At 61.3% G+C, this 24,688-nt stretch carries 37 protein-coding genes; all 37 read right to left on the minus strand.

Annotated features, from left to right (window positions below; genetic code table 11):
- Positions 1-124: 124 nt before the first annotated feature.
- On the minus strand, positions 125-2,071 hold the full coding sequence (dsbD, locus tag V8683_RS25020) for a protein-disulfide reductase DsbD (protein WP_411188267.1): 1,947 nt from the start codon (positions 2,069-2,071) through the stop codon (positions 125-127).
- On the minus strand, positions 2,064-2,375 hold the full coding sequence (gene cutA / locus V8683_RS25025) for a divalent-cation tolerance protein CutA (RefSeq protein WP_411190479.1): 312 nt from the start codon (positions 2,373-2,375) through the stop codon (positions 2,064-2,066). Before cutA ends, dsbD begins: the two co-directional genes overlap by 8 nt.
- A 254-nt stretch (positions 2,376-2,629) precedes the next feature.
- On the minus strand, positions 2,630-3,022 hold the full coding sequence (rplQ, locus tag V8683_RS25030) for a 50S ribosomal protein L17 (RefSeq protein WP_027797304.1): 393 nt from the start codon (positions 3,020-3,022) through the stop codon (positions 2,630-2,632).
- A gap of 143 nt (positions 3,023-3,165) precedes the next feature.
- Positions 3,166-4,143: a DNA-directed RNA polymerase subunit alpha gene (locus tag V8683_RS25035; RefSeq protein WP_411188266.1), complete on the minus strand. Its 978-nt coding sequence runs from the start codon at positions 4,141-4,143 to the stop codon at positions 3,166-3,168.
- 124 nt (positions 4,144-4,267) lie between these two features.
- Complete coding sequence (gene rpsD, locus V8683_RS25040; protein ID WP_411188265.1) at positions 4,268-4,891, minus strand: 30S ribosomal protein S4; 624 nt, start codon at positions 4,889-4,891, stop codon at positions 4,268-4,270.
- A gap of 152 nt (positions 4,892-5,043) precedes the next feature.
- Positions 5,044-5,448: a 30S ribosomal protein S11 gene (gene rpsK, locus V8683_RS25045; RefSeq protein ID WP_017777173.1), complete on the minus strand. Its 405-nt coding sequence runs from the start codon at positions 5,446-5,448 to the stop codon at positions 5,044-5,046.
- A 28-nt stretch (positions 5,449-5,476) separates the two neighbouring features.
- Positions 5,477-5,842, minus strand: coding sequence for a 30S ribosomal protein S13 (gene rpsM / locus V8683_RS25050; RefSeq protein ID WP_027797301.1), 366 nt, complete (start codon positions 5,840-5,842; stop codon positions 5,477-5,479).
- Between the two features lie 35 nt (positions 5,843-5,877).
- Complete coding sequence (gene rpmJ, locus V8683_RS25055; protein ID WP_027797300.1) at positions 5,878-5,994, minus strand: 50S ribosomal protein L36; 117 nt, start codon at positions 5,992-5,994, stop codon at positions 5,878-5,880.
- Between the two features lie 20 nt (positions 5,995-6,014).
- Positions 6,015-6,233, minus strand: a complete 219-nt coding sequence (gene infA, locus V8683_RS25060; protein ID WP_004521905.1) for a translation initiation factor IF-1 — start codon at positions 6,231-6,233, stop codon at positions 6,015-6,017.
- Positions 6,234-6,241: 8 nt separating this feature from the next.
- Positions 6,242-7,588 carry a preprotein translocase subunit SecY gene (gene secY / locus V8683_RS25065; RefSeq protein ID WP_411188264.1) on the minus strand — a complete coding sequence of 449 codons (1,347 nt, stop codon included), beginning with the start codon at positions 7,586-7,588 and terminating at the stop codon, positions 6,242-6,244.
- Between the two features lie 59 nt (positions 7,589-7,647).
- Positions 7,648-8,082 carry a 50S ribosomal protein L15 gene (gene rplO / locus V8683_RS25070; RefSeq protein WP_411188263.1) on the minus strand — a complete coding sequence of 145 codons (435 nt, stop codon included), beginning with the start codon at positions 8,080-8,082 and terminating at the stop codon, positions 7,648-7,650.
- 29 nt (positions 8,083-8,111) lie between these two features.
- Positions 8,112-8,294, minus strand: a complete 183-nt coding sequence (gene rpmD, locus V8683_RS25075; RefSeq protein WP_004202755.1) for a 50S ribosomal protein L30 — start codon at positions 8,292-8,294, stop codon at positions 8,112-8,114.
- Positions 8,295-8,305: 11 nt separating this feature from the next.
- Positions 8,306-8,824: a 30S ribosomal protein S5 gene (rpsE, locus tag V8683_RS25080; RefSeq protein WP_027797297.1), complete on the minus strand. Its 519-nt coding sequence runs from the start codon at positions 8,822-8,824 to the stop codon at positions 8,306-8,308.
- 14 nt (positions 8,825-8,838) lie between these two features.
- Positions 8,839-9,204 (minus strand): 50S ribosomal protein L18, encoded by a 366-nt coding sequence (gene rplR, locus V8683_RS25085; protein ID WP_042269746.1) that lies wholly within the window; start codon positions 9,202-9,204, stop codon positions 8,839-8,841.
- Positions 9,205-9,216: 12 nt separating this feature from the next.
- Positions 9,217-9,747, minus strand: a complete 531-nt coding sequence (rplF, locus tag V8683_RS25090) for a 50S ribosomal protein L6 (protein ID WP_411188262.1) — start codon at positions 9,745-9,747, stop codon at positions 9,217-9,219.
- An 18-nt stretch (positions 9,748-9,765) separates the two neighbouring features.
- A complete protein-coding gene (gene rpsH, locus V8683_RS25095; RefSeq protein WP_411188261.1) occupies positions 9,766-10,161 on the minus strand; it encodes a 30S ribosomal protein S8 in 396 nt (131 codons plus the stop codon).
- A 14-nt stretch (positions 10,162-10,175) separates the two neighbouring features.
- Positions 10,176-10,481 (minus strand): 30S ribosomal protein S14, encoded by a 306-nt coding sequence (gene rpsN, locus V8683_RS25100; protein WP_028228152.1) that lies wholly within the window; start codon positions 10,479-10,481, stop codon positions 10,176-10,178.
- A 7-nt stretch (positions 10,482-10,488) separates the two neighbouring features.
- Entirely contained in the window at positions 10,489-11,028 is a 540-nt protein-coding gene (rplE, locus tag V8683_RS25105; RefSeq protein WP_411188260.1) for a 50S ribosomal protein L5, read from the minus strand.
- Between the two features lie 16 nt (positions 11,029-11,044).
- The gene (gene rplX, locus V8683_RS25110) at positions 11,045-11,353 is read right to left on the minus strand and encodes a 50S ribosomal protein L24 (protein WP_411188259.1); all 309 of its coding nucleotides are present in this window, start codon (positions 11,351-11,353) and stop codon (positions 11,045-11,047) included.
- A gap of 9 nt (positions 11,354-11,362) precedes the next feature.
- Positions 11,363-11,731: a 50S ribosomal protein L14 gene (gene rplN, locus V8683_RS25115; protein WP_027797290.1), complete on the minus strand. Its 369-nt coding sequence runs from the start codon at positions 11,729-11,731 to the stop codon at positions 11,363-11,365.
- 360 nt (positions 11,732-12,091) lie between these two features.
- Positions 12,092-12,364 (minus strand): 30S ribosomal protein S17, encoded by a 273-nt coding sequence (rpsQ, locus tag V8683_RS25120; RefSeq protein ID WP_028213346.1) that lies wholly within the window; start codon positions 12,362-12,364, stop codon positions 12,092-12,094.
- Positions 12,361-12,555: a 50S ribosomal protein L29 gene (gene rpmC, locus V8683_RS25125; RefSeq protein ID WP_007180130.1), complete on the minus strand. Its 195-nt coding sequence runs from the start codon at positions 12,553-12,555 to the stop codon at positions 12,361-12,363. The genes rpsQ and rpmC overlap by 4 nt, the downstream gene beginning before the upstream one ends.
- 10 nt (positions 12,556-12,565) lie before the next feature.
- The gene (rplP, locus tag V8683_RS25130; protein ID WP_027797288.1) at positions 12,566-12,982 is read right to left on the minus strand and encodes a 50S ribosomal protein L16; all 417 of its coding nucleotides are present in this window, start codon (positions 12,980-12,982) and stop codon (positions 12,566-12,568) included.
- Between the two features lie 2 nt (positions 12,983-12,984).
- Positions 12,985-13,776 carry a 30S ribosomal protein S3 gene (gene rpsC / locus V8683_RS25135; RefSeq protein WP_027797287.1) on the minus strand — a complete coding sequence of 264 codons (792 nt, stop codon included), beginning with the start codon at positions 13,774-13,776 and terminating at the stop codon, positions 12,985-12,987.
- A gap of 11 nt (positions 13,777-13,787) precedes the next feature.
- Complete coding sequence (gene rplV, locus V8683_RS25140) at positions 13,788-14,117, minus strand: 50S ribosomal protein L22 (RefSeq protein ID WP_004199272.1); 330 nt, start codon at positions 14,115-14,117, stop codon at positions 13,788-13,790.
- Between the two features lie 12 nt (positions 14,118-14,129).
- Entirely contained in the window at positions 14,130-14,405 is a 276-nt protein-coding gene (gene rpsS / locus V8683_RS25145) for a 30S ribosomal protein S19 (protein ID WP_027797286.1), read from the minus strand.
- A gap of 10 nt (positions 14,406-14,415) precedes the next feature.
- Entirely contained in the window at positions 14,416-15,243 is an 828-nt protein-coding gene (gene rplB, locus V8683_RS25150) for a 50S ribosomal protein L2 (protein WP_411188258.1), read from the minus strand.
- 2 nt (positions 15,244-15,245) lie between these two features.
- Positions 15,246-15,560: a 50S ribosomal protein L23 gene (rplW, locus tag V8683_RS25155; RefSeq protein WP_027797284.1), complete on the minus strand. Its 315-nt coding sequence runs from the start codon at positions 15,558-15,560 to the stop codon at positions 15,246-15,248.
- Positions 15,557-16,177, minus strand: coding sequence for a 50S ribosomal protein L4 (gene rplD, locus V8683_RS25160; protein ID WP_027797283.1), 621 nt, complete (start codon positions 16,175-16,177; stop codon positions 15,557-15,559). Before rplD ends, rplW begins: the two co-directional genes overlap by 4 nt.
- The gene (rplC, locus tag V8683_RS25165; protein WP_027797282.1) at positions 16,177-16,836 is read right to left on the minus strand and encodes a 50S ribosomal protein L3; all 660 of its coding nucleotides are present in this window, start codon (positions 16,834-16,836) and stop codon (positions 16,177-16,179) included. The genes rplD and rplC overlap by 1 nt, the downstream gene beginning before the upstream one ends.
- 223 nt (positions 16,837-17,059) lie before the next feature.
- Positions 17,060-17,371, minus strand: a complete 312-nt coding sequence (rpsJ, locus tag V8683_RS25170; RefSeq protein WP_017777154.1) for a 30S ribosomal protein S10 — start codon at positions 17,369-17,371, stop codon at positions 17,060-17,062.
- Positions 17,372-17,498: 127 nt separating this feature from the next.
- Positions 17,499-18,689, minus strand: coding sequence for an elongation factor Tu (tuf, locus tag V8683_RS25175; protein WP_411188250.1), 1,191 nt, complete (start codon positions 18,687-18,689; stop codon positions 17,499-17,501).
- Positions 18,690-18,772: 83 nt separating this feature from the next.
- Positions 18,773-20,875, minus strand: coding sequence for an elongation factor G (gene fusA / locus V8683_RS25180; RefSeq protein ID WP_411188257.1), 2,103 nt, complete (start codon positions 20,873-20,875; stop codon positions 18,773-18,775).
- A 134-nt stretch (positions 20,876-21,009) separates the two neighbouring features.
- Positions 21,010-21,480 (minus strand): 30S ribosomal protein S7, encoded by a 471-nt coding sequence (gene rpsG / locus V8683_RS25185; RefSeq protein ID WP_006053291.1) that lies wholly within the window; start codon positions 21,478-21,480, stop codon positions 21,010-21,012.
- A 191-nt stretch (positions 21,481-21,671) separates the two neighbouring features.
- The gene (gene rpsL, locus V8683_RS25190; RefSeq protein ID WP_027797953.1) at positions 21,672-22,052 is read right to left on the minus strand and encodes a 30S ribosomal protein S12; all 381 of its coding nucleotides are present in this window, start codon (positions 22,050-22,052) and stop codon (positions 21,672-21,674) included.
- A 245-nt stretch (positions 22,053-22,297) separates the two neighbouring features.
- Positions 22,298-24,145: a DNA helicase RecQ gene (gene recQ, locus V8683_RS25195; RefSeq protein WP_411188256.1), complete on the minus strand. Its 1,848-nt coding sequence runs from the start codon at positions 24,143-24,145 to the stop codon at positions 22,298-22,300.
- A gap of 152 nt (positions 24,146-24,297) precedes the next feature.
- Entirely contained in the window at positions 24,298-24,624 is a 327-nt protein-coding gene (locus V8683_RS25200) for a hypothetical protein (RefSeq protein ID WP_411188255.1), read from the minus strand.
- Between the last annotated feature and the right edge of the window lie 64 nt (positions 24,625-24,688).

The following is a 24,688-nucleotide window of genomic DNA, read 5'->3' on the forward strand; positions in this document are numbered from 1 at the left end:
CCTTCTGCACCGGCCGGGGGGGGGGGGGGGGGTTGTGTATTTTCAGTACCCCGGGGCAACACCTCTGCCGCCGGGTCTGCAACACCTCCGCGCCCCCCTTCTCCTTTGAGCCCGACAGGTTCGATCAGGACTGCGGTGCAGGCGACGCCATCGGCGCAGCCAATTGATCGAGCCGCGCGAGGAAGCGGTCGGCAGGCTCGTAGCCCACGACGCGCAACACTTCGTGGCCCTTGTCGTCGAAGAAGATGATGCCGGGCGGTCCGAACAGGCCAAAGCGCTTGAGCAGCGCCTGGTCGCCGACATTGTTCGCAGTGACGTCGGCGCGTAGCAGATCGAGCTCCTTGAGCCGCGCCTGCACGCGCGGGTCGCTGAACGTGAACTTCTCCATCTCCTTGCAGCTCACGCACCAGTCCGCATAGAAGTCGAGCATCGCCGGTTTGCCCGAGGCGCCGAGCGCCGCGTCGAGTTGTGCCGGCGAAGCGACCGGGGCAAACGCCAGATTGTCTGCCGCAGAAGTATTTGCGGACGCCCCGGCCGTGGCCGCCGTCGCGCTCACGCCATCCATGCGCAAAGCGAGCACAGCTAGCGGGCGCAGCGGATCGGTCGAGCCCGCCGCCAGACCGACCAGCAGCGTTGCGGCCCAGATGGCAAATGCCGCTCCAAGGCCGCGGCCGAGGCGCCGCCAGACGCTCGGGCCACCCGCGTTGGGCGAGAAGAGCCCCAAAGTGGCAGCGGCAAAGAGCAGCCACAGTGCGGCAAGCAGCATCTGCGCCGCTGCGCCGAGCACCGGCCACACGATCCAGAGCGCGGCAGCCAGCAAAACGACGCCAAAAAACACCTTCACGCCGTCCATCCAGCTACCCGCGCGCGGCAACAGCGTGCCGGCGCCGAACCCGATGATCATGAGCGGCACACCAAGACCGATCCCCATCGCGAAGAGCGCGGCACCGCCGAGGACCGCGCTCCCGGTGTGCGCGATGAACGCGAGCACGGCGAAAAGCGGCGCGGTCATGCACGCGCCGACGACGAGCGCCGAGAGCGCCCCCATCACCGCGACGGCGGCGAACTTGCCGCCCGAGCGGCCCTGCGAGGCACGCGAGGCGCCGTCCTGCCAGCGTTGCGGCAAGGCGATGTCATAGCCCGCGATCAAGGTGAGCGCAAACGCGGTGAGCAGCAGTGCGAAGGCGCCGAGCACCCAGGGATTCTGCAGCCAGGCACCGAGACTCTGACCGACGAGCGCGGCCGCGATGCCGAGCACGGTGTAGACGAGCGCCATCCCAAGCACATAGACGAACGACAGCGTGAAGCCGCGCGCGCGCGTCACGCGCGCCCCTTCGCCCACGATGATCGCCGAGAGAATCGGAATCATCGGATACGAGCACGGCAGGAGACTCAACACCATGCCTGCGACGAAATAGAGGCCCACCACGGCGAAGAAGCCTCCGCCTTGCAGCAGCGACTGCGCGTAGTCGGCGCTCGTGGCACGCTCGTACCAGGGCTCGCCGGCGCTGTCCGATGCCGGTGGGGGGGGGCTCTGCGCGGCGTTTGTTGCCGCTCCGGTCGCCACGCTCGCCGTCACACTCGCCGCCGCGCCCGGTCCCGCCGACTGCAGCGCGGCCCCGCTCACGTGATACACATGCTCCGCCGGCGGATAGCACACGCCGGCATCGGCGCAGCCCTGCGACGTCACGGCCAGATCGAACGGGCCGCTAGCGCTCTTCACCGGAACGCGGATCGTCAGTTCGCCGCGATAGGTTTCAACGTTCTTCTGGAAGGTGGGATCGAACTTGACATGACCCGGAGGAATATCCGCGGTGCCCAATGTCGCCGTACCATTGCGCGTCGCGAAAGCGAAGCGCTCCCGGTACATGTAGTAGCCATCAGCAATCTTGAAATGCACGTCGACTTCGCCCGGCTGTTCCACCGCGCTGAAGCCGAACGCCTGATCAGGCGGCAGGAAATCGTCGTCCGCGTGGGCGAGCGGCGCCGCCGCGAACATCGAGAGCGTGCAGCAAAGAAGCAGAAGAAGAGACAAGCCGGCGCGCAGGCGCCGTTCGAAGCGGTTAAACATGGATGGGACGCTGGGTTTCGGCATTGACCCACTGCCCGTAAGCGTTCGACGCCGTGACCTGCCAGGAGAGGATCTCGGGCGTGTCATAGGGATGCCGGGTCTGGATGAACTGTTCGAGGTCGGCCGCGCGGGCCGTGCTCGTCTTGAAAAGCAGTTGAATCTCGTCGGCGGATTCGATCTGGCCTTGCCAGTGATACTGCGAATGAACCGCGCCCAGCCGCGTGACGCACGCCGCCAAACGCTGCGCAAGCGCGTCCGCGGCCAACCGGTCGGCAGTCGCGGCGTCGGGCACCGTGGTCAGCATCAAGGTCACATTGAGGGTCACGGCGAACTCCGGCGCGAAACTTCAGACAGGACGTTATCGTACCACCGGCGGCCAAGGCCTTCCGGCCGTGGCCAGCCTGCTCGAAGGCGGGGACGCCAAGGCAGGAACACGGGCATCGCCAGGCGACTTCACACGGTAAACACCGGCGCGCCGCGTTTATTCCTCTGGCCCGAAAACAAAAAAGCCAGGCAAGCCTGGCTTTTTTTCATAACGGCTGGAGCACCGCAGGAAGCTTATTCCGCTTCTTGCACGTTCTCTTCCGCAACTTCCGGACGGTCGAGCAGTTCGACGAGCGCCATCGGTGCGTTGTCGCCGACGCGGAAACCGAACTTCAGGATGCGCAGGTAGCCGCCCGGACGGTTCGCGAAACGCGGACCGAGCACGTCGAACAGCTTCGTGACCGAGTCACGATCGCGCAGGCGATTGAACGCCAGACGGCGGTTTGCCAGCGACGGCTTCTTGCCGAGCGTGATGAGGGGCTCGACAACCTTACGGAGTTCCTTCGCCTTCGGCAGCGTGGTCTTGATGACTTCGTGCTCGATGAGCGAGTTGGACATGTTACGGAGCATTGCCAGACGGTGGCTGCTCGTGCGGTTCAGTTTCCGCAGACCATGACGGTGACGCATTTCAGTTTCCTTGAAACAAAGTTTTGGTCCAGCTCTTCTATCGCCTCAGCGGGTTTGACACCCCACAACCAAAGCACGGGCCGGTACGTGAAAAAAGCAAGACGCGGATTTTAAAGGAAAATCCGCGTCCGTGCCAGACTTGCTTACTTGTCCAGACCAGCCGGCGGCCAGTTTTCGAGCTTCATGCCGAGCGTGAGACCGCGCGAAGCGAGCACTTCCTTGATCTCGTTGAGCGACTTGCGACCCAGGTTCGGGGTCTTGAGCAGCTCGTTCTCGGTACGCTGGATCAGGTCGCCGATGTAGTAGATGTTCTCGGCCTTCAGGCAGTTCGCCGAGCGAACCGTGAGTTCGAGATCGTCCACCGGACGCAGCAGGATCGGGTCGATCTGCGGTGCGCGCGACGGGGCTTCCGCCGCCGTTTCCGTGCCTTCCAGCGCTGCGAACACCGACAGCTGATCCACGAGGATGCGGGCCGACTGGCGGATCGCTTCCTCGGGCGAGATCACGCCATTGGTTTCGATGTTCATCACGAGCTTGTCGAGGTCGGTACGCTGTTCGACACGCGCGCTTTCCACGGCGTAGCTCACGCGGCGAACCGGCGAGAACGAAGCGTCCAGCACGATGCGGCCGATAATCTTGGCCGACTCGTCGCCGTAGCGGCGCACGTTGCCCGGCACATAGCCGCGGCCCTTTTCGACCTTGATCTGCACGTCGAGCTTGCCGCCCTTCGTCAGATGCGCGATCACGTGGTCGGGATTGATGACTTCGCAGTCGTGCGACAGTTCGATGTCGCCCGCCGTCACGACGCCTTCGGCTTCCTTGCGCAGCGTAACCGTCACTTCGTCACGGTTATGCAGCTTGAACACCACGCCCTTCAGGTTCAACAGCAGGTTGACCACGTCCTCTTGCACACCGTCGAGCGTCGAATACTCATGCACGACGCCTGCGATCGTCACCTCGGTCGGCGCATAGCCGATCATCGACGACAGCAGCACGCGCCGAAGCGCGTTACCCAAGGTGTGGCCATAACCGCGTTCAAACGGCTCCATGACCACTTTCGCATGGTTGTCGCCGAGCGATTCCACAGCGATGATCTTGGGTTTCAACAAACTGGTTTGCATAGGTTTTCCTTTTCAATACCCTCGGCTCGTTACACCGATAAGGCTGAGATGGCAACAACCTGAAAAAAACAGCCGAGGCAGCCTCCTGCGCGAAGCACAGAGGTGACCCCGGCCGTCAATCCGATTAACGCGAATACAATTCGACGATCAGGCTTTCGTTGATGTCGCCAGCGATGTCGCTGCGCTCCGGCATGCCCTTGAAGGTGCCTTCGAACTTCTTCGCATCGACAGCGACCCAGCTCGCCATGCCGCCTTGCTCAGCCAGCGACAGGGCTTCAACGATACGAGCCTGCTTCCTGGCCTTTTCGCGGATGGCAACGACGTCGCCAGCCTTCACTTGCATCGACGGGATGTTCGCAACGACGCCGTTCAGCGTGAGAGCCTTGTGGCTCACGAGCTGACGCGCTTCAGCGCGGGTCGAAGCGAAGCCCATGCGGTACACGACGTTGTCGAGACGCGATTCGAGCAGTTGCAGCAGGTTTTCGCCGGTGTTGCCCTTGCGACGGTCCGCTTCCGCGAAGTAGCGGCGGAACTGGCGCTCGAGCACGCCATAGATGCGCTTGACCTTCTGCTTCTCGCGCAGCTGGGTGCCGTAATCCGACGTGCGGGCGCCCGAAGTGCGGCCGTGCTGACCCGGCTTGCTGTCGAGCTTGCACTTGTCGGCGAGCGAGCGGCGCGCGCTCTTCAGGAAGAGGTCGGTGCCTTCACGGCGGGACAGCTTGGCCTTCGGGCCGATATAACGTGCCACGTTGCTTTCCTTCGATAATTAATCACGCAAAACCTGCCGGTTTCGCGCTAGTCCGGCTCTTTGAACCGAACGGTGGGCTTAGTCAATTCAATAACGCCGAGAGCCTGCGGGCGCCGTTACCGGCGGCACAGGCACACGGCAAAAGCGACACCTTAGATGCGGCGGCGCTTCGGCGGACGGCAGCCGTTGTGCGGAACCGGCGTCACGTCGGAGATCGCGGTGATCTTGATGCCAAGACCATGCAGCGCGCGCACCGCCGATTCGCGGCCAGGACCGGGGCCCTTGATACGCACTTCGAGGTTCTTCACGCCGTATTCCATCGCCACGCGGCCAGCCGACTCGGCTGCGACCTGAGCTGCGAACGGGGTCGACTTGCGCGAACCCTTGAAGCCCTGACCGCCCGAGGTTGCCCAGGCAAGCGCGTTGCCCTGGCGGTCGGTGATCGTGATGATGGTGTTGTTGAACGACGCGTGAACGTGAACCACGCCCTCGGCGACGTTCTTCTTAACCTTCTTGCGAACGCGTTGCGCCGCGGTGTTGTTCGAAGCCTTAGCCATTACGTTTTCCTGTAACTGTCAGTTCCGCTTACTTCTTCAGCGACTGTGCTGCGCGGCGCGGACCCTTGCGCGTGCGCGCATTGGTACGCGTACGCTGGCCACGCAGGGGCAGGCCCTTGCGATGGCGCACGCCGCGGTAGCAGCCGAGGTCCATCAGGCGCTTGATGTTCATCGTCACTTCACGGCGCAGATCGCCTTCGACGACAAACTTGCCCACTTCCTCACGCAGCTTTTCAAGATCCGCGTCGTTCAGGTCCTTGACCTTCTTGTCAAACGGGACACCAGCGGCAACGCAAATGTTGCGCGAGCGCGTGCGGCCAACACCGAAGATCGCCGTCAGGCCAATTTCAGTGTGCTGGTGGTTCGGGATGTTAACCCCTGCGATACGAGCCATTGTTTTTCCTCAAACAAAAAGCGCAAGCGCGCTAATCAGCCTTGACGCTGCTTGTGGCGCGGGTCCGTGCTGCAGATCACGCGAACGACGCCGTTGCGCTTGATGATTTTGCAGTTGCGGCACATGCGCTTTACCGATGCCATCACTTTCATGATATTACCCTTTTTCTAAATCACTTCGCCCGGAACACGATCCGCGCACGCGACAGATCGTAAGGCGTCAACTCAACCGTCACCTTGTCGCCCGGGAGAATGCGGATGTAGTGCATCCGCATCTTTCCGGAAATATGTCCCAGCACGACATGGCCGTTCTCCAGCTTCACCCGGAAGGTAGCGTTGGGGAGGTTTTCGATAACCTCACCCTGCATCTGGATTACATCGTCTTTGGCCATAGGTCCTTTTAACGCATCGGGACGCCGCCGCCCTTGAAGTTAGCCTTCTTGAGCAACGACTCATATTGTTGCGACATCACGTACGACTGCACCTGCGCCATGAAGTCCATTGTGACGACGACAATGATCAGCAGCGACGTTCCACCAAAATAAAACGGCACATTCCAGCGCAGCACCAGAAATTCAGGCAGCAGACAAACGAACACGATATAGATCGCACCGGCCAGCGTCAGACGCGTGAGGATGCGGTCGATATAACGGGCCGTTTGATCGCCAGGACGAATGCCCGGTACGAACGCACCACTCTTTTTCAGGTTGTCAGCCGTTTCCCTGCTGTTGAACACCAGTGCGGTGTAGAAGAAGCAGAAGAACACGATCGCCAACGCGTACAGCAACACGTACACGGGTTGACCGGGCTTCAGGGCTTCGGCCACATTGTGCAACGTGTCCGCGAACCAGCTGTTTCGCGACCCCGAACTGAACCAGTTCAGGATGGTTGCCGGGAACAGGATGATCGACGATGCGAAGATCGGCGGAATCACGCCCGACATGTTCAACTTCAGCGGCAGGTGGGACGACTGCCCGCCGTAAATCTTGTTGCCGACCTGACGCTTCGCATAGTTCACGAGGATCTTGCGCTGGCCGCGTTCGATGAACACCACCAGGTACGTCACAGCCGCGATCAACGCGACCACGATGATGGCGGAGAACGGACCCATCGAGCCGGTCTGCACCAGCGAGAAGAGGCCGCTGATCGCATTCGGGAAGCCCGCCGCGATCCCGCCGAAGATGATGATCGAGATGCCGTTGCCAAGGCCGCGTTCCGTGATCTGCTCACCCAGCCACATCAGGAACATCGTGCCGGTCACGAGCGTCACGACCGTCGTCAGGCGGAACACCATGCCCGGATCCACCACGAGGCCGGGCTGGTTTTCCAGCGCGACCGCAATGCCGAACGCCTGAAACGTCGCCAGCACCACCGTGAAGACCCGCGTGTACTGCGTAATCTTGCGTTGTCCTGCCTGCCCTTCCTTCTTCAGCGCTTCCAGCTGCGGCGAAACAATCGCCATCAGCTGCAGGATGATCGACGCCGAGATATACGGCATCACCCCCAGCGCGAAGATCGTGAACCGCGACAAGGCACCACCCGAGAACATGTTGAACATGCCAAGGATGCCGCCCGACTGGCTCTGAAAGAGCTTCGCCAACTGGTCCGGGTCAATGCCCGGAACCGGAATGTGCGCGCCGATGCGATAAACGACCAGCGCCAGCAGCAGGAACACTGCACGCCGGCGCAGGTCGCCGAACTTCGGTGCGCTGCGACCGGTTTTTGCGAGACTCGGGCTAGTAGCCAAGTAGCTTCTCCGATGCAGATGCTAGTGACGGCGGGCGAACCCGCACGCAACCCTCACAATTACTCGGCGAAAGAACCGCCTGCTGCTTCGATCGCAGCACGCGCGCTCTTCGTCGCACCCAGACCCTTGACGACGACCTTGCGCTTGATCTCGCCGGTGGCGATGATCTTCGCGCTACGGGTCAGTTCGCCCACGAGGCCTGCCTGCTTGAGAGCCAGCAGATCGATTTCGTCGACCGGCAGCTTCTCGATGTCGGCGAGACGCACTTCACCGACGAATTCCTTCGTCAGCGAGGTGAAGCCGCGCTTCGGCAGACGACGCTGCAGAGGCATCTGACCGCCTTCGAAGCCGACCTTGTGAAAGCCGCCCGAACGCGATTTCTGACCCTTGTGACCGCGGCCAGCGGTCTTGCCGAGGCCGGAGCCGATGCCGCGACCGACGCGACGCTTTGCGTGCTTCGCGCCTTCTGCCGGCTTCAGGTTATTCAATTCCATTTTCAACTCCTGGAGTCCTGGTCGACCGCTTAGCCGATGACCTTGACGAGGTACGAGACCTTGTTGATCATGCCGCGCACAGCCGGCGTGTCCTGCAGCTCGGAAACCGAGTTCAGGCGGCGCAGGCCGAGGCCGCGCACGGTGGCGCGGTGCGATTCGCGGGTCCCAATCAGGCTCTTGACGAGCTGAACCTTGACAGTTTTTTCAGACATGGTACCCACCCTTAGCCCAGAATGTCTTCGACGGACTTGCCGCGCTTCGCCGCGATGTCGGCCGGGGTCGACTGCTTGCGCAGGCCGTCCAGCGTCGCACGAACGAGGTTGTACGGGTTCGTCGAACCGTGGCTCTTGGCCACGACGTTCTGCACGCCCATCACGTCGAACACGGCGCGCATCGGGCCGCCGGCGATCACGCCGGTACCTGCCTTCGCCGGAGCGAGGAGGACCACCGATGCGCCGTGCTTGCCGTGCACTTCGTGTTGCAGGGTGCCGTTCTTCAGGGGCACCTTGAACATGTTGCGGCGAGCTTGTTCCATCGCCTTCTGGACAGCGACCGGCACTTCCTTAGCCTTGCCCTTGCCCATACCGACGCGGCCATCACCGTCGCCAACCACGGTCAGTGCGGCGAAGCCGAGAATCCGGCCACCCTTCACGACCTTGGTCACGCGGTTGACCGAAATCATTTTTTCGCGAAGGCCGTCGTCGCGTTCGTCAGCCTGAACTTTCGCTTGCATCTTTGCCATGACGAATTCCTTCCTTAGAACTTGAGCCCGGCTTCGCGCGCAGCATCAGCCAGCGCCTTGACGCGGCCGTGATAGCGGAAACCCGAGCGGTCAAAGGCGACGGATTCGATGCCGGCGGCCTTGGCCTTTTCTGCGATACGCTTGCCGATCAGCGTGGCAGCGGCGACGTTGCCGCCCTTGCCCGACTGGTCAGCCAGTTGCGCACGCACTTCGGCTTCGAGCGTCGACGCGCTGGCGAGCACCTTGGTGCCGCAGGGCGAGAACACTTGCGCATAGATGTGCGTGTTCGTGCGATGCACGGCCAGGCGCGCGACCTGCAGCTCAGCGATCTTGAGACGCGTCTGACGAGCGCGGCGCAGGCGAGATTGAGTCTTATCCATGATTGCGCACCCTTACTTCTTCTTCGTTTCTTTGAGGATCACGACCTCGTCGGCGTAGCGCACACCCTTGCCCTTATAGGGCTCAGGCGGGCGATAACCGCGCACTTCGGCAGCGGTTTGGCCGACTTTCTGCTTGTCGATCCCCTTGATCACGATTTCCGTTTGCGACGGGGTTTCAGCCTTGACGCCTTCCGGCATCTGGTGCACCACGGGGTGCGAGAAACCCAGCGACAGGTTCAGCTTGTCGCCTTGCGACTGAGCACGGTAACCGACGCCAACCAGCGTCAGCTTGCGCTCGAAACCCTTCGTCACGCCTTGCACCATGTTCGCGACGATCGCGCGCATCGTGCCCGACATCGCATTCGCTTCGCGGCTTTCGTCGATCGGCTCGAACTTCAGCGTGCCGTTGTCGTTCGCCACCTTCACGAGGCGGTTCGCTGCCTGCGAAATCGTACCCAGCGGGCCCTTGACGGTAATCTTCTCGTCGCTGAGCGTCGCCTCGGCGCCTTGCAGCGCGATCGGGCTCTTACCTACTCGAGACATGTCTCTTCTCCTTCGGCGTTAAGCGACGTAGCAGATGACTTCGCCGCCCACGCCATTGGCGCGAGCCTTGCGGTCCGTCATCACACCCTTGGGCGTCGACACGATCGCAACGCCGAGGCCATTCATGACCTGCGGGATGTCGTTGCGGCCGCGGTACACGCGCAGACCCGGCTTCGAGACGCGCTCGAGGCGCTCGATAACGGGACGGCCAGCGTAGTACTTCAACGCGATGTTCAATTCCGACTTCGCACCTTCGGTCTTCACCGCGAAGTCGTCGATATAACCTTCGTCCTTCAGAACTTGCGCAATCGCAATCTTCACTTTCGACGAGGGCATAGCAACCGAAACCTTCTCGACCATCTGCGCATTGCGGATGCGAGTCAGCATATCAGCGATAGGATCACTCATGCTCATTTATGTTTCTCCTATTACCAGCTCGCCTTGGTGACGCCAGGGATCTCACCACGGAACGCGATCTCACGAATCTTGTTACGTGCGAGACCAAATTTGCGGAACGTACCACGCGGACGACCCGTGATCGCGCAGCGATTACGCTTGCGGGTCGGGTTCGAGTTGCGCGGCAGTTGTTGCAGTTCGAGGCGAGCTGCGTAGCGCTCTTCTTCCGACTTGCTTTGGTCGTCGATGATCGCCTTCAGCGCTGCGCGCTTCGGCGCAAATTTCGCTGCCAGACGAGCGCGCTTCTTTTCACGTTCGATCAGTGCCAGTTTAGCCACGGTAACCTCAGTTTCTGAACGGGAACTTGAAGCTGGCGAGCAGTGCCTTTGCTTCGTCGTCGGTCTTCGCAGTCGTCGTGATGCTGATGTTCAGCCCACGCAGCGCGTCGATCTTGTCGTAGTCGATTTCGGGGAAAATGATCTGCTCTTTCACACCGATGTTGTAGTTGCCACGACCGTCGAATGCCTTGCCCGACACGCCACGGAAGTCGCGCACGCGGGGCAGCGCAACCGTCACGAAACGGTCCAGGAATTCGTACATCGCCTGGCCACGCAACGTGACCATCGCACCGATCGGGTAACCCTGACGGATCTTGAAGCCAGCGATTGCCTTGCGAGCCTTCGTGATAACCGGCTTCTGGCCGGCGATCTTCGTCAGGTCGCCAACGGCGTTTTCGATGATCTTCTTGTCAGCGACGGCTTCGCCAAGACCCATGTTCACGGTGATCTTGGTGATGCGCGGCACTTCCATGACCGACTTGTAACCGAACTTCTCGATCAGGCCGGGAACGACCTTCTCTTTATAAAATTCTTGCAAACGTGCCATTTTTTTCTCCGCAGCGTCAGGCGCTCAGGACAGCACCGGTCGTCTTCAGGAAACGAACCTTCTTGTCCCCTTCGACCTTGATGCCCACACGCGACGGCTTGCCGTTCGCGTCGACCAGCGCGACGTTCGAGATGTTCAGCGGCATTGCCTTGGCTTCCACGCCGCCCGTCGTACCCTTCATGGGGTTCGGCTTCACATGCTTCTTCGCAATGTTGATGCCTTCAACGGTCACACGCTCTTCGCCCACAGCCAGCACGACGCCGCGCTTGCCCTTGTCTTTGCCGGTGATGACGATGACTTCGTCACCCTTGCGAATCTTGTTCATCGCGACTCCTTACAGCACTTCCGGCGCGAGCGAAACGATCTTCATGAATCGTTCGCTACGCAGCTCACGCGTCACCGGCCCGAAAATACGGGTGCCGATCGGCTCAAGCTTGGTATTCAAAAGCACGGCGGCGTTGCCATCGAACTTGATCAGCGAGCCGTCTTGACGGCGCACGCCCTTCGCGGTGCGAACCACGACGGCGTTGTAGATTTCGCCTTTCTTCACGCGCCCACGCGGCGTTGCTTCCTTGACGCTCACCTTGATGATGTCGCCAATGCTGGCATAACGACGCTTCGAGCCGCCGAGCACCTTGATGCACATGACTTCACGTGCACCCGTGTTGTCGGCTACTTCAAGCCGAGATTCGGTCTGGATCATGGTTTATCTTTCCCAACTTAATCCGGTCGCGCCACCATGGCACATCCGGTCAGTCTTGGTCCCGTCAGCCGCGCCGCCACTAAAACGACCGCTCAGCTGCTTGGGTTAGAACAGCAGCGACGGCAAACGAAACCGGCCATCGCATTCCGGTGAATCTTGCAGATCCGGACTGGCGCCCGGATTTTGCTCTCCCACCCGCATCCGCCTGCTGCTTTGCCAACAGCAAGCCTCATAAAGAGGGAAGACCAAGACTATAACTCGATAATCTTGGTCTCGCAAGCGAAATCTTTAGCGATTTCAACTACTTCTCCAACCCGGGGTTGGATCAACCGAGGCCCCGGGCTGGTGTTGCGTCACGTGTTAGATGACGCGTGCTGCTTCGATCAGCTTCGACACGGTCCAGGCCTTCGTCTTCGAAACGGGACGAGTTTCCTGGATTTCCACGAGGTCACCCTCGTTGTACGTGTTCGACTCGTCGTGCGCGTGGTACTTCTTCGACTGCACGACGTACTTGCCGTAGATCGGGTGCTTGACGCGGCGCTCGACCAGAACGGTGACCGTCTTGTCCATCTTGTTGCTGACGACTTTGCCGACCAGCGTCCGCTTAAGCGAGGTTTTCACGCTTTCGTTCATTTCTGGTTCGCCTTCTCAGTCAGGACGGTCCGCACACGTGCGATGTCGCGACGAACCTTCTTCAGCTGGCTCGTGTTCGTGAGCTGCTGGGTCGCGAGTTGCATGCGCAGGCCGAATTGCGCCTTAAGCAGGTCCGACAGCTCCTTGTTGAGCGCGGCCTGGTCTTTCTGGTGAAGTTCGGATGCCTTCATCATTCACTCCTTAGGCGCCGAGCTGGCGAACCATGAAGACCGTCTTCAGCGGCAGCTTGGCTGCAGCCAGACGGAAGGCTTCACGGGCCAGTTCTTCGGACACACCATCCATTTCGTACAGCATCTTGCCCGGCTGAATCTCGGCGACGTAGTACTCCGGGTTACCCTTACCGTTACCCATACGTACTTCCGCCGGCTTTTGCGAGATCGGCTTGTCCGGGAAGATCCGGATCCAGATGCGGCCGCCACGCTTGATGTGACGCGTCATTGCACGACGCGCCGCTTCAATCTGACGCGCGGTCAGGCGACCACGACCGATAGCCTTCAGACCGTATTCACCGAACGAAACTGCATTGCCGCGGGTTGCGACACCGGTGTTACGACCCTTCTGCTCTTTGCGATACTTCCTGCGTTTCGGTTGCAGCATCGTTATTCTCCACTCTTGCCGTCACCGCCGGCGCCACGGCGCGGTGCGCCACGACGGGCACCCGGTGCGCCTTCGCCATCACGGCGCGGACGACGATCGCCCGGGCGCGCGTTGCGGCGCGGACGCTTTTCTTCGGCGACTTCTTCCACCACCGGTGCGTCGTTGCGGCCGAGCGTGTCGCCCTTGTAGACCCAAACCTTCACGCCGATGATGCCGTACGTCGTCTTCGCTTCCGAGGTTGCGTAGTCGATGTCGGCGCGCAGCGTGTGAAGCGGCACTCGACCTTCGCGGTACCACTCGGTACGCGCGATTTCGATACCGTTCAGACGGCCGGCGCTCATGATCTTGATGCCCTGGGCGCCCAGACGCATCGCGTTCTGCATCGCACGCTTCATCGCGCGGCGGAACATGATGCGGCGCTCGAGCTGTTGCGTGATCGAGTCGGCGATCAGTTGCGCATCGGTTTCCGGCTTGCGGATTTCTTCGATGTTCACGTGCACAGGCACGCCCATGCGCTTTTGCAGTTCGGCCTTGAGGAGTTCGATGTCCTCGCCCTTCTTGCCGATCACCACACCCGGACGCGAGCTGTAAATCGTGATGCGAGCGTTCTTTGCCGGACGCTCGATCACAACACGGCCCACCGAAGCGTTCTTCAGCTTCTTCTTCAGGTATTCACGAACACCGATGTCTTCCTTCAACATCGCCGCGAAATTGTTGTTGTTCGCGTACCAGCGCGAAGCCCAATTGCGGCTGACGGCCAAACGGAAGCCAGTCGGATGAATTTTCTGTCCCATCGTATGGCTCCTTAATTCCCGACCGTCACAGTGATGTGACAGGATTGCTTCTCGATGCGGTTACCGCGACCCTTTGCGCGTGCGGTGAAACGCTTCAGCGAAGCAGCCTTGTCGACGTAGATGCTCTTGATCTTGAGCTCGTCGATGTCGGCGCCCTCGTTGTGCTCCGCATTGGCGATCGCCGAGAGCACAACCTTTTTCACGATGCCAGCCGCTTTCTTCGGCGAGAACGTCAGAACGTTCAGCGCCTTGTCGACCGGCAGACCGCGGATCTGGTCAGCCACAAGGCGCGTCTTCTGCGCCGAGATGCGGGCACCGCGATGAATTGCCTTCACTTCCATCTTGATTGCCCCTTATTTCTTGGCCTTCTTGTCGGCCGCGTGACCCTTGAACGTACGGGTCAGTGCGAACTCGCCAAGCTTGTGGCCGACCATGTTTTCCGTGACATACACCGGAACGTGTTGACGGCCGTTGTGAACGGCGATCGTCAGGCCGATGAAGTCCGGCAGGATCGTCGAACGACGCGACCAGGTCTTGATCGGTTTCTTGTCGCGCGTAGCTGCAGCCGCCTCAACCTTCTTCAGCAAATGGGCGTCGCAGAACGGACCTTTCTTGATAGAACGTGCCATTGCCTACTCCTTAACGCTTGTGACGGCGCTGGACGATCATGCTCGTCGTGCGCTTGTTGCTGCGGGTACGGTAGCCCTTCGTCGGCGTGCCCCACGGGCTCACCGGATCGCGACCTGCAGCGGTCTTGCCCTCACCACCACCGTGCGGGTGATCGACCGGGTTCATTGCAACGCCACGGACCGTCGGGCGGATACCGCGCCAGCGGTTCGCGCCAGCCTTACCGATCTGACGGAGGCTGTGCTCTTCGTTGCCGACTTCACCGATCGTCGCGCGGCACTCGACGTGCACGCGGCGGATTTCGCCCGAACGCAGACGAACCTGCGCGTAGACGCCTTCACGGGCCAGCAGCATCGCCGACGTACCCGCCGAACGCGCCATTTGCGCGCCCTTGCCCGGCAGCATTTCGATGCAGTGGATCGTCGTACCGACCGGGATGTTGCGGATCGGCAGGGCGTTGCCCGAGCGGATCGGCGCTTCCGAACCCGACATCAACGCCTGACCCACCGTCGCGCCCTTCGGAGCGATGATGTAGCGGCGCTCGCCGTCTGCGTACAGAACCAGCGCGATGTTCGCGCTACGGTTCGGGTCGTACTCGAGACGCTCGATCTTTGCCGGAATGCCGTCCTTGTTGCGACGGAAATCGATCACACGGTAGTGCTGCTTGTGACCGCCACCCTGGTGACGCGTCGTGATGTGACCATTGTTGTTGCGACCCGCCTTCGAGGACTGCTTTTCGAGCAGTGCCGCATGCGGCGCGCCCTTGTGCAGTTCCTTGTTGACGATCTTCACCATCGCGCGGCGACCGGGCGAAGTCGGCTTAACTTTCACGATTGCCATGATTACTTGGCCTCCGCTTCAAAGTTGATTTCCTGGCCGGGCTTCAGGCAGACGTACGCCTTCTTCACGTCCTTGCGCTTGCCAACGAAGCGGCCAAAACGCTTGTTTTTGCCCTTCTGGACCAGCACGTTGACGGAATCGACTTCCACCTTGAACAGCAGCTCGACAGCAGCCTTGACTTCCTGCTTGGTCGCGTCCGGCGCGACTTCGAACACAACTTGTTCGTTCTTGTCCGCCACCAGCGTCGCCTTTTCGGAGATCACCGGCGCGAGCAGGACCTGCATCAAACGATGATCGTTCTTGCGAATCTCGCTCATGACAGCAACTCCTCGATCTGGGCGACCGCAGCCTTCGTGATCAGAATCTTCTTGAAGTAGATCAGCGAGAGCGGGTCGGCGAAACGCGGCTCAACGACTGCCACGTGGGGCAGGTTGCGCGACGCGAGATACAGGTTCTCGTCAACCGTGTCGGTGATGACCAGCACGGACTCGAGACCCATGGCCTTGAACTTGTCGGCCAGCAGCTTCGTCTTCGGCGCTTCGAGCGACAGCTCTTCGACGACCGAGATGCGGCCTTCGCGGGCCAACTGCGAGAAGATCGAGCAGAGACCTGCGCGATGCATCTTCTTGTTGACCTTGTGCGAGAAGTTTTCTTCCGGCGAGTTCGGGAAAATGCGACCACCGCCGCGCCACAGCGGGCTCGACGACATACCGGCACGAGCACGGCCCGTACCCTTCTGGCGCCACGGCTTCTTGGTGGTGTGCTTGACCTGCTCGCGATCCTTCTGCGCGCGGTTGCCGCTACGTGCGTTCGCCTGATAGGCGACGACGATCTGGTGAATCAGGGCTTCGTTATAGTCACGGCCGAACACGACATCCGACGCGTTAACGGCAGCACCTTCCTGACCATTGGCGTTCAGGAGCTTCAGTTCCATTATTCCGCTCCTTTCTTCACGCGAGCCTTGACCGCCGGCGTCACGAAAACCTTACCGCCCTTCGCGCCCGGAACAGCACCCTTCACGAGCAGCAGCTTGCGCTCTGCGTCGATACGTGCGATTTCGAGGTTTTGCACCGTCACGGTTTCGTCACCCATGTGACCGGTCATGCGCTTGCCCGGGAACACGCGGCCCGGATCCTGCGCCATACCGATCGAACCCGGCACGTTGTGCGAGCGCGAGTTACCGTGCGAAGCACGGCCGGATGCGAAGTTGTAACGCTTGATGGTACCGGCGTAGCCCTTACCGATCGAGGTGCCTTGCACGTCGACCTTCTGGCCTTCCGAGAAGAGATCCACACCGATCACCGCGCCATTCGACAGTTCGGCAGCCTTGGCGGCGTCGATCTGGAATTCCTTGAGGATTTCACCGGCTTGAACGCCAGCTTTGGCAAGATGACCTGCGAGCGGCTTCGTCACGCGCGATGCACGACGCGTACCGAACGCAACCTGAACGGCCGTGTAGCCGTCGGTTTCAACAGTCTTGATCTGCGTCACGCGGTTGTCGGACACGTCCAGCACGGTAACGGGAATCGAGTCCCCATCGGCCGTGAAGATACGGGTCATGCCAACCTTGCGACCTACGAGTCCAAGGCTCATCGTTTTCTCCATTCCCGACTGCGATTGGTCGGGGCTAATTTACAAAGTACCGGTGCTTTTTCAGGGCGCTTTTGACAAGACAACCCCAATGGGACGCACCGATTTTTTGCGCAAATGCGCGAAAAGACGTCAAGTATAACGTCCTTTCTCGTTTTCCGCAAGCAATCAAAGACTTACAGAGGGAAGACCCGCTGACCGGCAATCCAGGCAGCGTTCAGAGGCCTTACTGCAGCTTGATTTCGACGTCCACACCAGCCGGCAGGTCCAGCTTCATCAGTGCGTCGACGGTCTTGTCCGTCGGGTCGACGATGTCCATCAGGCGCAGGTGGGTGCGGATTTCGAGCTGATCGCGCGACGTCTTGTTGACGTGCGGCGAACGCAGGATGTCGAAACGCTGGATGCGCGTCGGCAGCGGCACCGGGCCACGAACGATTGCACCCGTCCGCTTCGCCGTGTCGACGATCTCGGCAGCCGACTGGTCGATCAGGCGATAGTCGAAAGCCTTCAGGCGAATACGGATTTTCTGGTTCTGCATGACAATTCCTTGAAAAGAGCGAGGCGGACTTGCTCCGCCAGACTAGATAAAGAGCGAAGGATCGGGGTGCGACGGAGAGCCGCGCCCCGATCCCGGGTACATCAACTTCTACAGCAAGCTATCAATTTTACTCGATAACCTTGGCGACGACACCTGCGCCGACGGTACGGCCACCTTCGCGGATCGCGAAGCGCAGACCTTCTTCCATCGCGATCGGCGCAATCAGCTTCACCGTGATCGACACGTTGTCGCCCGGCATCACCATTTCCTTGTCCTTCGGCAGCTCGATCGAGCCCGTCACGTCCGTCGTACGGAAGTAGAACTGCGGACGGTAGTTGTTGAAGAACGGCGTGTGACGGCCGCCTTCGTCCTTGCTCAGCACGTACACTTCGGCCGTGAAGTGCGTGTGCGGCGTGATCGAACCCGGCTTCGCCAGCACCTGGCCACGCTCCACGTCTTCACGCTTCGTGCCGCGCAGCAGGATACCCACGTTGTCGCCCGCCTGACCCTGGTCGAGCAGCTTGCGGAACATTTCCACGCCCGTGCAGGTCGTCTTCACCGTCGGCTTGATACCGACAATCTCGATTTCCTCGCCAACCTTCACCACGCCGCGCTCGATACGACCCGTCACCACCGTGCCGCGACCCGAGATCGAGAACACGTCTTCCACCGGCATCAGGAACGCACCGTCAACCGCGCGCTCCGGCGTCGGGATGTACGTGTCCAGCGCGTCGGCCAGGTTCATGATCGCCACTTCGCCCAGCTCGCCCGTGTCGCCTTCCAGCGCCAGCTTCGCCGAACCCTTGATGATCGGCGTGTCGTCGCCCGGGAAGTCGTACTTCGACAGAAGTTCGCGCACTTCCATTTCGACCAGCTCGAGCAGCTCCGCGTCGTCCACCATGTCGCACTTGTTCAGGAACACAATGATGTACGGCACGCCAACCTGGCGGGCCAGCAGGATGTGCTCACGCGTCTGCGGCATCGGGCCGTCGGCGGCCGAGCACACCAGGATCGCGCCGTCCATCTGCGCGGCACCCGTGATCATGTTCTTCACATAGTCGGCGTGGCCCGGGCAGTCAACGTGCGCGTAGTGGCGGTTCGCCGTTTCGTACTCGACGTGCGCCGTGTTGATGGTAATACCACGGGCCTTTTCTTCCGGCGCCGCGTCGATCTGGTCGTACGCCTTGGCTTCGCCACCGAACTTCTTGGTCAGAACCGTCGTGATCGCTGCCGTCAGCGTGGTCTTGCCGTGGTCAACGTGACCGATCGTGCCCACGTTCACGTGCGGCTTCGTCCGTTCGAATTTACCTTTTGCCATGTTTCTCTTCTTTCAAAAAAGTGGTGAACCGGTGACTGTTCGTTGCGAACCGGGCCCATGCCTGGTTCGCTCCGTGCCGATGCTTACTTCGCCTTCGCGCTGATGATCGCGTCGGCCACGTTACGCGGTGCCTCTGCGTAGTGCTTGAATTCCATCGTGTACGTGGCGCGCCCCTGCGTGAGCGAGCGCAGCGACGTCGAGTAGCCGAACATTTCCGACAGCGGCACTTCGGCGCGAACGATCTTGCCGCCGCCAACCATGTCTTCCATGCCCTGGACGATACCGCGACGGCCCGACAGGTCGCCCATCACGTTGCCCATGTAGTCTTCCGGCGTTTCGACTTCGACGGCCATCATCGGTTCGAGGATGACCGGCTGAGCCTTGCGCATCGCTTCCTTGAACGCCATCGAACCGGCCATGCGGAACGCGTTTTCGTTCGAGTCAACGTCGTGGTACGAACCGAACGTCAGGTGAACCTTCACGTCGACGACCGGGAAGCCCGCCAGCACGCCCGACTTCAGCGTATCGGCAATACCCTTGTCCACCGCCGGAATGTATTCGCGCGGAATCACACCGCCCTTGATCTCGTCCAGGAACTCGTAGCCCTTGCCCTGCTCGTTCGGCTCAAGCGTAATGACCGCGTGACCGTACTGGCCGCGACCACCCGACTGCTTGACGAACTTGCCTTCGACGTCCTTCGCGATGGCGCGAATCGTTTCGCGGTAGGCAACCTGCGGCTTGCCGACGGTCGCTTCCACGCCGAATTCGCGCTTCATACGGTCGACCAGAATTTCGAGGTGGAGCTCGCCCATGCCCGAAATAATGGTCTGGCCCGATTCCTCGTCCGTCTGGACGCGGAACGACGGATCTTCCTGTGCCAGGCGGTTGAGCGCGAGGCCCATCTTTTCCTGGTCCGGCTTCGTCTTCGGCTCGACGGCCTGCGAAATCACCGGCTCCGGGAACACCATGCGCTCCAGAACGATCGGGTTCGCCGGGTCGCACAGCGTGTCACCCGTGGTCGCTTCCTTCAGGCCGACAGCCGCAGCAATGTCGCCTGCACGAACTTCCTTGATTTCTTCACGGTTGTTCGCGTGCATCTGCAGAATACGACCGAGGCGTTCCTTCTTGCCCTTCGTCGAGTTCAGCACCGTGTCGCCCGAGTTGACGACGCCCGAGTACGCGCGGAAGAAGATCAGCTGGCCGACGAACGGGTCGGTCATGATCTTGAACGCGAGTGCCGAGAACTTCTCGTCGTCGGCTGCGCGGCGCTCTGCCGTTTCACCGTTTTCGAGCTCGCCCTTGACCGGGGGAATGTCCACCGGCGACGGCAGGAAGTCGATCACGGCGTCGAGCATGCGCTGCACGCCCTTGTTCTTGAACGCGGTGCCGCACAGCATCGGCTGGATTTCGCACGCGATCGTACGGTCGCGCAGCGCCTTGACGACTTCGGCTTCCGAGAGCTCTTCGCCGCCGAGGTACTTTTCCATCAGCTCTTCGCTGGCTTCGGCTGCCGACTCGATCATCTTCTCGCGCCACTCGTTGCACGTGTCAACGAGTTCGGCCGGGATGTCGACGTAGTCGAACTTCGTACCTTGCGACGCTTCGTCCCAAATGATGGCCTTCATCTTCAGGAGGTCGACGACGCCCTTGAAGGTTTCTTCCGAGCCGATCGGCACCACGACGGGAACCGGATTCGCCTTCAGGCGGGTCTTCAGCTGGTCGTAGACCTTGAAGAAGTTCGCGCCGGTACGGTCCATCTTGTTGACGAACGCGAGACGGGGAACCTTGTACTTGTTCGCCTGGCGCCACACCGTTTCCGACTGCGGCTGCACACCACCCACCGCGCAGTAGACCATGCATGCGCCGTCGAGCACGCGCATCGAGCGCTCGACTTCAATCGTGAAGTCGACGTGGCCCGGGGTGTCGATGATGTTGATGCGGTGTTCCGGATAGTTGCCGCCCATGCCCTTCCAGAAGGCCGTGGTAGCAGCGGAGGTAATCGTGATGCCACGCTCCTGCTCCTGCTCCATCCAGTCCATGGTGGCGGCGCCGTCGTGAACTTCACCAATCTTGTGGTTCACGCCGGTGTAGAACAGAATGCGCTCGGTCGTCGTCGTCTTGCCGGCGTCGATGTGAGCGCTAATACCGATGTTGCGGTAGCGCTCGATAGGAGTCTTGCGAGCCACTTTGATCCTCTATGGGGAGGTGCGCGCCGGGTTCGATCCCGACGCGCCTGAACACAAACGGGCGAGGCGCTGGATAAGCGCACCCGCCCGGAATTTTTTCCGCTTTTGGAGCAAACCCCAGTTGGGGTTTTCTCTTAGAAGCGGAAGTGCGAGAACGCCTTGTTCGCTTCTGCCATCCGGTGAACTTCGTCGCGCTTCTTCATCGCGCCGCCACGGCCTTCGGCCGCTTCGGAGAGTTCACCTGCCAGACGCAGGGCCATCGACTTCTCGCTGCGCTTCTTCGCGGCTTCACGCAGCCAACGCATCGCCAATGCCATACGACGCGAGGGGCGCACTTCGACCGGAACCTGATAGTTCGCACCACCAACGCGGCGGCTCTTCACTTCCACCACCGGCTTCACGTTGTTGAGCGCGACAGTGAACACTTCCAGCGGGTCCTTGCCACCCTTGGTCTGGATCTGTTCGAAAGCGCCGTACACGATACGCTCGGCAACCGACTTCTTGCCGGAGAGCATCAGCACGTTCATGAACTTGGCTACATCAACGTTGCCGAACTTCGGATCCGGCAACACTTCCCGCTTGGGGACTTCGCGACGACGCGGCATGTTTCTTCCTTTAACTTTTCAGTTGAAGCGTGGAGAGAACCCAACGCTCCGCGGCCACCAACTAACCCGATTCATCTCACGACTTACCAGCCTGGTCGGGTGACCACTTACTCGACAGCACCGGCGAATCCGGCACCACCGCCTGTATCGCCTCGCGCTTTCGACAAGCACGGACGACCCTTCTGTAATGCTTACTTCGCAGCCTTGGCGCGCTTTGCGCCATACTTCGAACGAGCCTGCTTACGATCCTTGACGCCCTGGGTATCCAGCGAGCCACGAACCATGTGGTAACGCACACCCGGCAAGTCCTTCACACGGCCGCCGCGGATCAGCACGACCGAGTGTTCCTGCAGGTTGTGGCCTTCACCACCGATGTACGAAATGACTTCGAAGCCGTTCGTGAGGCGAACCTTGGCGACCTTACGGAGTGCCGAGTTCGGCTTCTTCGGCGTCGTCGTGTACACGCGGGTGCACACGCCGCGACGCTGCGGGCAGTCCTGCAGGGCCGGGCTCTTGCTCTTCGTAGCTTCCGAAGCGCGGCCTTTGCGAACCAGTTGATTGATGGTTGGCATTGTTTATTCCTGAAATTGAACAAAATCGGCGCATTTATTCCCGGGCAAAGCGGAAAACCATGCGCAATCGATCCGGAACCCGTAATGGGGAGTCCCCACGGACGTTTGTTTCCCACCATTCGGACGGCGAGCGCAAACATCCCAAGAACCGGAACCCAGCATGATATTCCGAAAATGCCAAGCAAGTCAACGGCTTGCGACTTTCGGAGACTTGGCCCTTCGCAACGGGCGATAACGGAAACCGCTTATTCGTCGCCGACCACCTCGACGAGCTCCTCGCCGAAGCGTTCGAGCTTGCGCGCGCCAATGCCGGGAATCTCGCGCAGCTCGTCGACGGACTCGGGGCCGTTACGGGCGATCTCAGCCAGCGTGGCGTCGTGGAAGATGACATAAGCCGGCACGCCCTCGCTCTTCGCCGTTTCGGTACGCCATAGACGCAGGCGGTCCCAGCGCGATCGCTGGCGCGGGCTCATGCCAAGGGTCGGATCGGCGCGCTCGCTCGTGCGGCCGGACGACTGGCGCGTGCGCTGCGGCTTGACGTAGCGGCGCATCGTCACCTTCTGCTCGCCCTTAAGGACGGGCTTGCTCGCCTCCGTGAGCACGAGCGAACCGAAGCCGTCGTGATCGACGGCGAGAAAACCGAACGCCACGAGCTGCCGGAAGATTGCTCGCCACTCGGCTTCAGCGAGCGCCGCGCCGATGCCGAACGTCGAAATCTTCTCGTGCCCGCGCTGCAAGATCTTTTCGTTGCGGTTGCCGCGCAGGATGTCGATCAGATGGCCCGCGCCGAAATTGAAGCCGCTGGCACGCTGCGCGCGGAACACGCACGAAAGCGCCATCTGCGCCTCGCGCGTGGCATCCCAGGTGTCGGGCGGCTCAAGGCACGTATCGCAGTTGCCGCAGGGCTTGCTCTCTTCGCCGAAGTAGGCAAGCAGCCGCACGCGGCGGCACGACGCGGTTTCGCACAGGCCGAGCAGCGCGTCGAGCTTGCCGGTCTGCACGCGCTTGTGGGCCTCGTCCGCATCGGATTCGTCGATCATCTTGCGCTGCTGAACGACGTCGCCGAGGCCATAGGCCATCCATGCGTTCGCCGCCAGCCCGTCACGGCCCGCGCGGCCGGTTTCCTGGTAATAACCTTCCACGCTCTTGGGCAGATCGAGGTGCGCCACGAAGCGCACGTCAGGTTTGTCGATGCCCATACCGAAAGCGATAGTCGCGCACATCACGACGCCCTCCTCGCGCTGGAACATCTCCTGATGCTGCTGGCGTACTTCGAACTCCATGCCGGCGTGATAGGGCAACGCGCGAACGCCCTGCCCCTTCAGCCATTCCGCGGTCTCCTCGACCTTTCGGCGCGAGAGGCAATAGACGACGCCGGCGTCCGTCGTGCCGTCGGCGCGCGTGTGCTCGGCGCGGATGAAATCCAGCAGCTGCGCGCGCGCGTTGTCCTTTTCGACAATGCGGTAGCGGATGTTCGGCCTGTCGAAGCTCGACACGAAAATACGGGCGTCGTCGAGCGCGAGGCGGTGCACGATCTCGTCGCGCGTGATGGCGTCCGCAGTCGCGGTGAGCGCAATGCGCGGAACGTTCGGGAACCGCTCGTGCAGCACCGAGAGCTGAATGTACTCGGGCCGGAAATCGTGTCCCCATTGGGACACGCAATGTGCCTCGTCGATGGCGAACAGGCCGATGCGCGCGCGTTCGAGCAGATCGAGAAAACGCGGCGTCATGAGCCGCTCCGGCGCGACATAGAGCAGATCGATGTCGCCTTCGCGCAGCGCGCGCTCCGTGGCAGCGGCCTCGGAGCCGGAGAGCGTCGAGTTGAGGTAGGCGGCACGTACGCCCACTTCGGTGAGCGCCGCCACCTGGTCCTGCATGAGTGCGATGAGCGGAGAAACGACGATGCCGGCGCCATGACCGGCCTCGTGGCGCACGAGCGCCGGGATCTGGTAGCAGAGCGACTTGCCGCCGCCGGTGGGCATGAGCACCAATGAGTCCCCGCCAGCCGCGACATGCTCGACGATCTCGGCTTGCTGCCCTCTAAAGGCGGGATAACCGAAGACTTCGTTGAGAATTTCGAGGGAGCGGGACATGAAGGCGGCGACGGATCGGTAGAAAAGCGCGAAGCAAAGGCAGTGGACCGGATTTTACCAACCCGGGCGCGCCTTGACCGCCGTGACCGCGAAGATTGGCCGTTCGGCCTGGGAAATACGGGAGGAAAGCGAGGAAAACGAGCGCCCCGGCCTTAAAATCCGCGCCGGCCCGCACGCTGAAGCGCACCGACGATCGTCACGATACCGGCAACGACGGCGACGACCACAAGCAACCCGACCGGCAGCAGCACGACACTACCGGCCACGAGCAGGAGCGAGCCGAGCGCGAGAAGTGCGGCGCCCATCTTCACCTTGCCGGCGAGCTGCATGATGAAGCCGATGATCAGAAACGCCCAGAGGACGAGAAACGTCGCGAAGAACATCGCGGCCGACTGCGCCCCGACGTTATGCAGCAGATGCGAAAAGATGGCGACGCACGCCACCAGATTCAGGATGAGACCGGTCCCGACCAACCACATGATTACCGCCTCCAGATTCAGATAACACCGCCCATGCCATACGGAAATCCGCACGAGCGCAGAC

It is taken from the genome of Paraburkholderia sp. AV2, assembly GCF_054968425.1.

What these genes read in the sequence shown, in the direction of transcription:
- rpsH (WP_411188261.1), bottom strand. Translation starts at nt 10,161, where the DNA reads ATGAGCATGAGTGATCCTATCGCTGATATGCTGACTCGCATCCGCAAT.
- rpmC (WP_007180130.1), bottom strand. Translation starts at nt 12,555, where the DNA reads ATGAAGGCATCCGAACTTCACCAGAAAGACCAGGCCGCGCTCAACAAG.
- rplC (WP_027797282.1), bottom strand. Translation starts at nt 16,836, where the DNA reads ATGAGCCTTGGACTCGTAGGTCGCAAGGTTGGCATGACCCGTATCTTC.
- rplD (WP_027797283.1), bottom strand. Translation starts at nt 16,177, where the DNA reads ATGGAACTGAAGCTCCTGAACGCCAATGGTCAGGAAGGTGCTGCCGTT.
- dsbD (WP_411188267.1), bottom strand. Translation starts at nt 2,071, where the DNA reads ATGTTTAACCGCTTCGAACGGCGCCTGCGCGCCGGCTTGTCTCTTCTT.
- rplB (WP_411188258.1), bottom strand. Translation starts at nt 15,243, where the DNA reads ATGGCAATCGTGAAAGTTAAGCCGACTTCGCCCGGTCGCCGCGCGATG.
- V8683_RS25035 (WP_411188266.1), bottom strand. Translation starts at nt 4,143, where the DNA reads ATGCAAACCAGTTTGTTGAAACCCAAGATCATCGCTGTGGAATCGCTC.
- rplE (WP_411188260.1), bottom strand. Translation starts at nt 11,028, where the DNA reads ATGGCACGTTTGCAAGAATTTTATAAAGAGAAGGTCGTTCCCGGCCTG.
- V8683_RS25200 (WP_411188255.1), bottom strand. Translation starts at nt 24,624, where the DNA reads ATGTGGTTGGTCGGGACCGGTCTCATCCTGAATCTGGTGGCGTGCGTC.
- rpsQ (WP_028213346.1), bottom strand. Translation starts at nt 12,364, where the DNA reads ATGAACGAAAGCGTGAAAACCTCGCTTAAGCGGACGCTGGTCGGCAAA.
- rpsS (WP_027797286.1), bottom strand. Translation starts at nt 14,405, where the DNA reads ATGGCACGTTCTATCAAGAAAGGTCCGTTCTGCGACGCCCATTTGCTG.
- rpmJ (WP_027797300.1), bottom strand. Translation starts at nt 5,994, where the DNA reads ATGAAAGTGATGGCATCGGTAAAGCGCATGTGCCGCAACTGCAAAATC.
- rplN (WP_027797290.1), bottom strand. Translation starts at nt 11,731, where the DNA reads ATGATCCAGACCGAATCTCGGCTTGAAGTAGCCGACAACACGGGTGCA.
- rpmD (WP_004202755.1), bottom strand. Translation starts at nt 8,294, where the DNA reads ATGTCTGAAAAAACTGTCAAGGTTCAGCTCGTCAAGAGCCTGATTGGG.
- rpsE (WP_027797297.1), bottom strand. Translation starts at nt 8,824, where the DNA reads ATGGCAAAGATGCAAGCGAAAGTTCAGGCTGACGAACGCGACGACGGC.
- rplF (WP_411188262.1), bottom strand. Translation starts at nt 9,747, where the DNA reads ATGTCTCGAGTAGGTAAGAGCCCGATCGCGCTGCAAGGCGCCGAGGCG.
- cutA (WP_411190479.1), bottom strand. Translation starts at nt 2,375, where the DNA reads ATGCTGACCACGGTGCCCGACGCCGCGACTGCCGACCGGTTGGCCGCG.
- rplO (WP_411188263.1), bottom strand. Translation starts at nt 8,082, where the DNA reads ATGGAATTGAATAACCTGAAGCCGGCAGAAGGCGCGAAGCACGCAAAG.
- rplW (WP_027797284.1), bottom strand. Translation starts at nt 15,560, where the DNA reads ATGAGCGAGATTCGCAAGAACGATCATCGTTTGATGCAGGTCCTGCTC.
- recQ (WP_411188256.1), bottom strand. Translation starts at nt 24,145, where the DNA reads ATGTCCCGCTCCCTCGAAATTCTCAACGAAGTCTTCGGTTATCCCGCC.
- rpsG (WP_006053291.1), bottom strand. Translation starts at nt 21,480, where the DNA reads ATGCCGCGTCGTCGCGAAGTCCCCAAGCGGGAAGTGTTGCCGGATCCG.
- rpsM (WP_027797301.1), bottom strand. Translation starts at nt 5,842, where the DNA reads ATGGCTCGTATCGCAGGGGTTAACATCCCGAACCACCAGCACACTGAA.
- rpsK (WP_017777173.1), bottom strand. Translation starts at nt 5,448, where the DNA reads ATGGCTAAGGCTTCGAACAACACCGCGGCGCAACGCGTTCGCAAGAAG.
- rplR (WP_042269746.1), bottom strand. Translation starts at nt 9,204, where the DNA reads ATGGATAAGACTCAATCTCGCCTGCGCCGCGCTCGTCAGACGCGTCTC.
- rplQ (WP_027797304.1), bottom strand. Translation starts at nt 3,022, where the DNA reads ATGCGTCACCGTCATGGTCTGCGGAAACTGAACCGCACGAGCAGCCAC.
- infA (WP_004521905.1), bottom strand. Translation starts at nt 6,233, where the DNA reads ATGGCCAAAGACGATGTAATCCAGATGCAGGGTGAGGTTATCGAAAAC.
- tuf (WP_411188250.1), bottom strand. Translation starts at nt 18,689, where the DNA reads ATGGCAAAAGGTAAATTCGAACGGACGAAGCCGCACGTGAACGTGGGC.
- rpsL (WP_027797953.1), bottom strand. Translation starts at nt 22,052, where the DNA reads ATGCCAACCATCAATCAACTGGTTCGCAAAGGCCGCGCTTCGGAAGCT.
- rpsJ (WP_017777154.1), bottom strand. Translation starts at nt 17,371, where the DNA reads ATGCAGAACCAGAAAATCCGTATTCGCCTGAAGGCTTTCGACTATCGC.
- rplP (WP_027797288.1), bottom strand. Translation starts at nt 12,982, where the DNA reads ATGCTGCAACCGAAACGCAGGAAGTATCGCAAAGAGCAGAAGGGTCGT.
- rplX (WP_411188259.1), bottom strand. Translation starts at nt 11,353, where the DNA reads ATGAACAAGATTCGCAAGGGTGACGAAGTCATCGTCATCACCGGCAAA.
- rpsC (WP_027797287.1), bottom strand. Translation starts at nt 13,776, where the DNA reads ATGGGACAGAAAATTCATCCGACTGGCTTCCGTTTGGCCGTCAGCCGC.
- rplV (WP_004199272.1), bottom strand. Translation starts at nt 14,117, where the DNA reads ATGGAAGTGAAGGCAATTCATCGCGGTGCCCGCATCTCGGCGCAGAAG.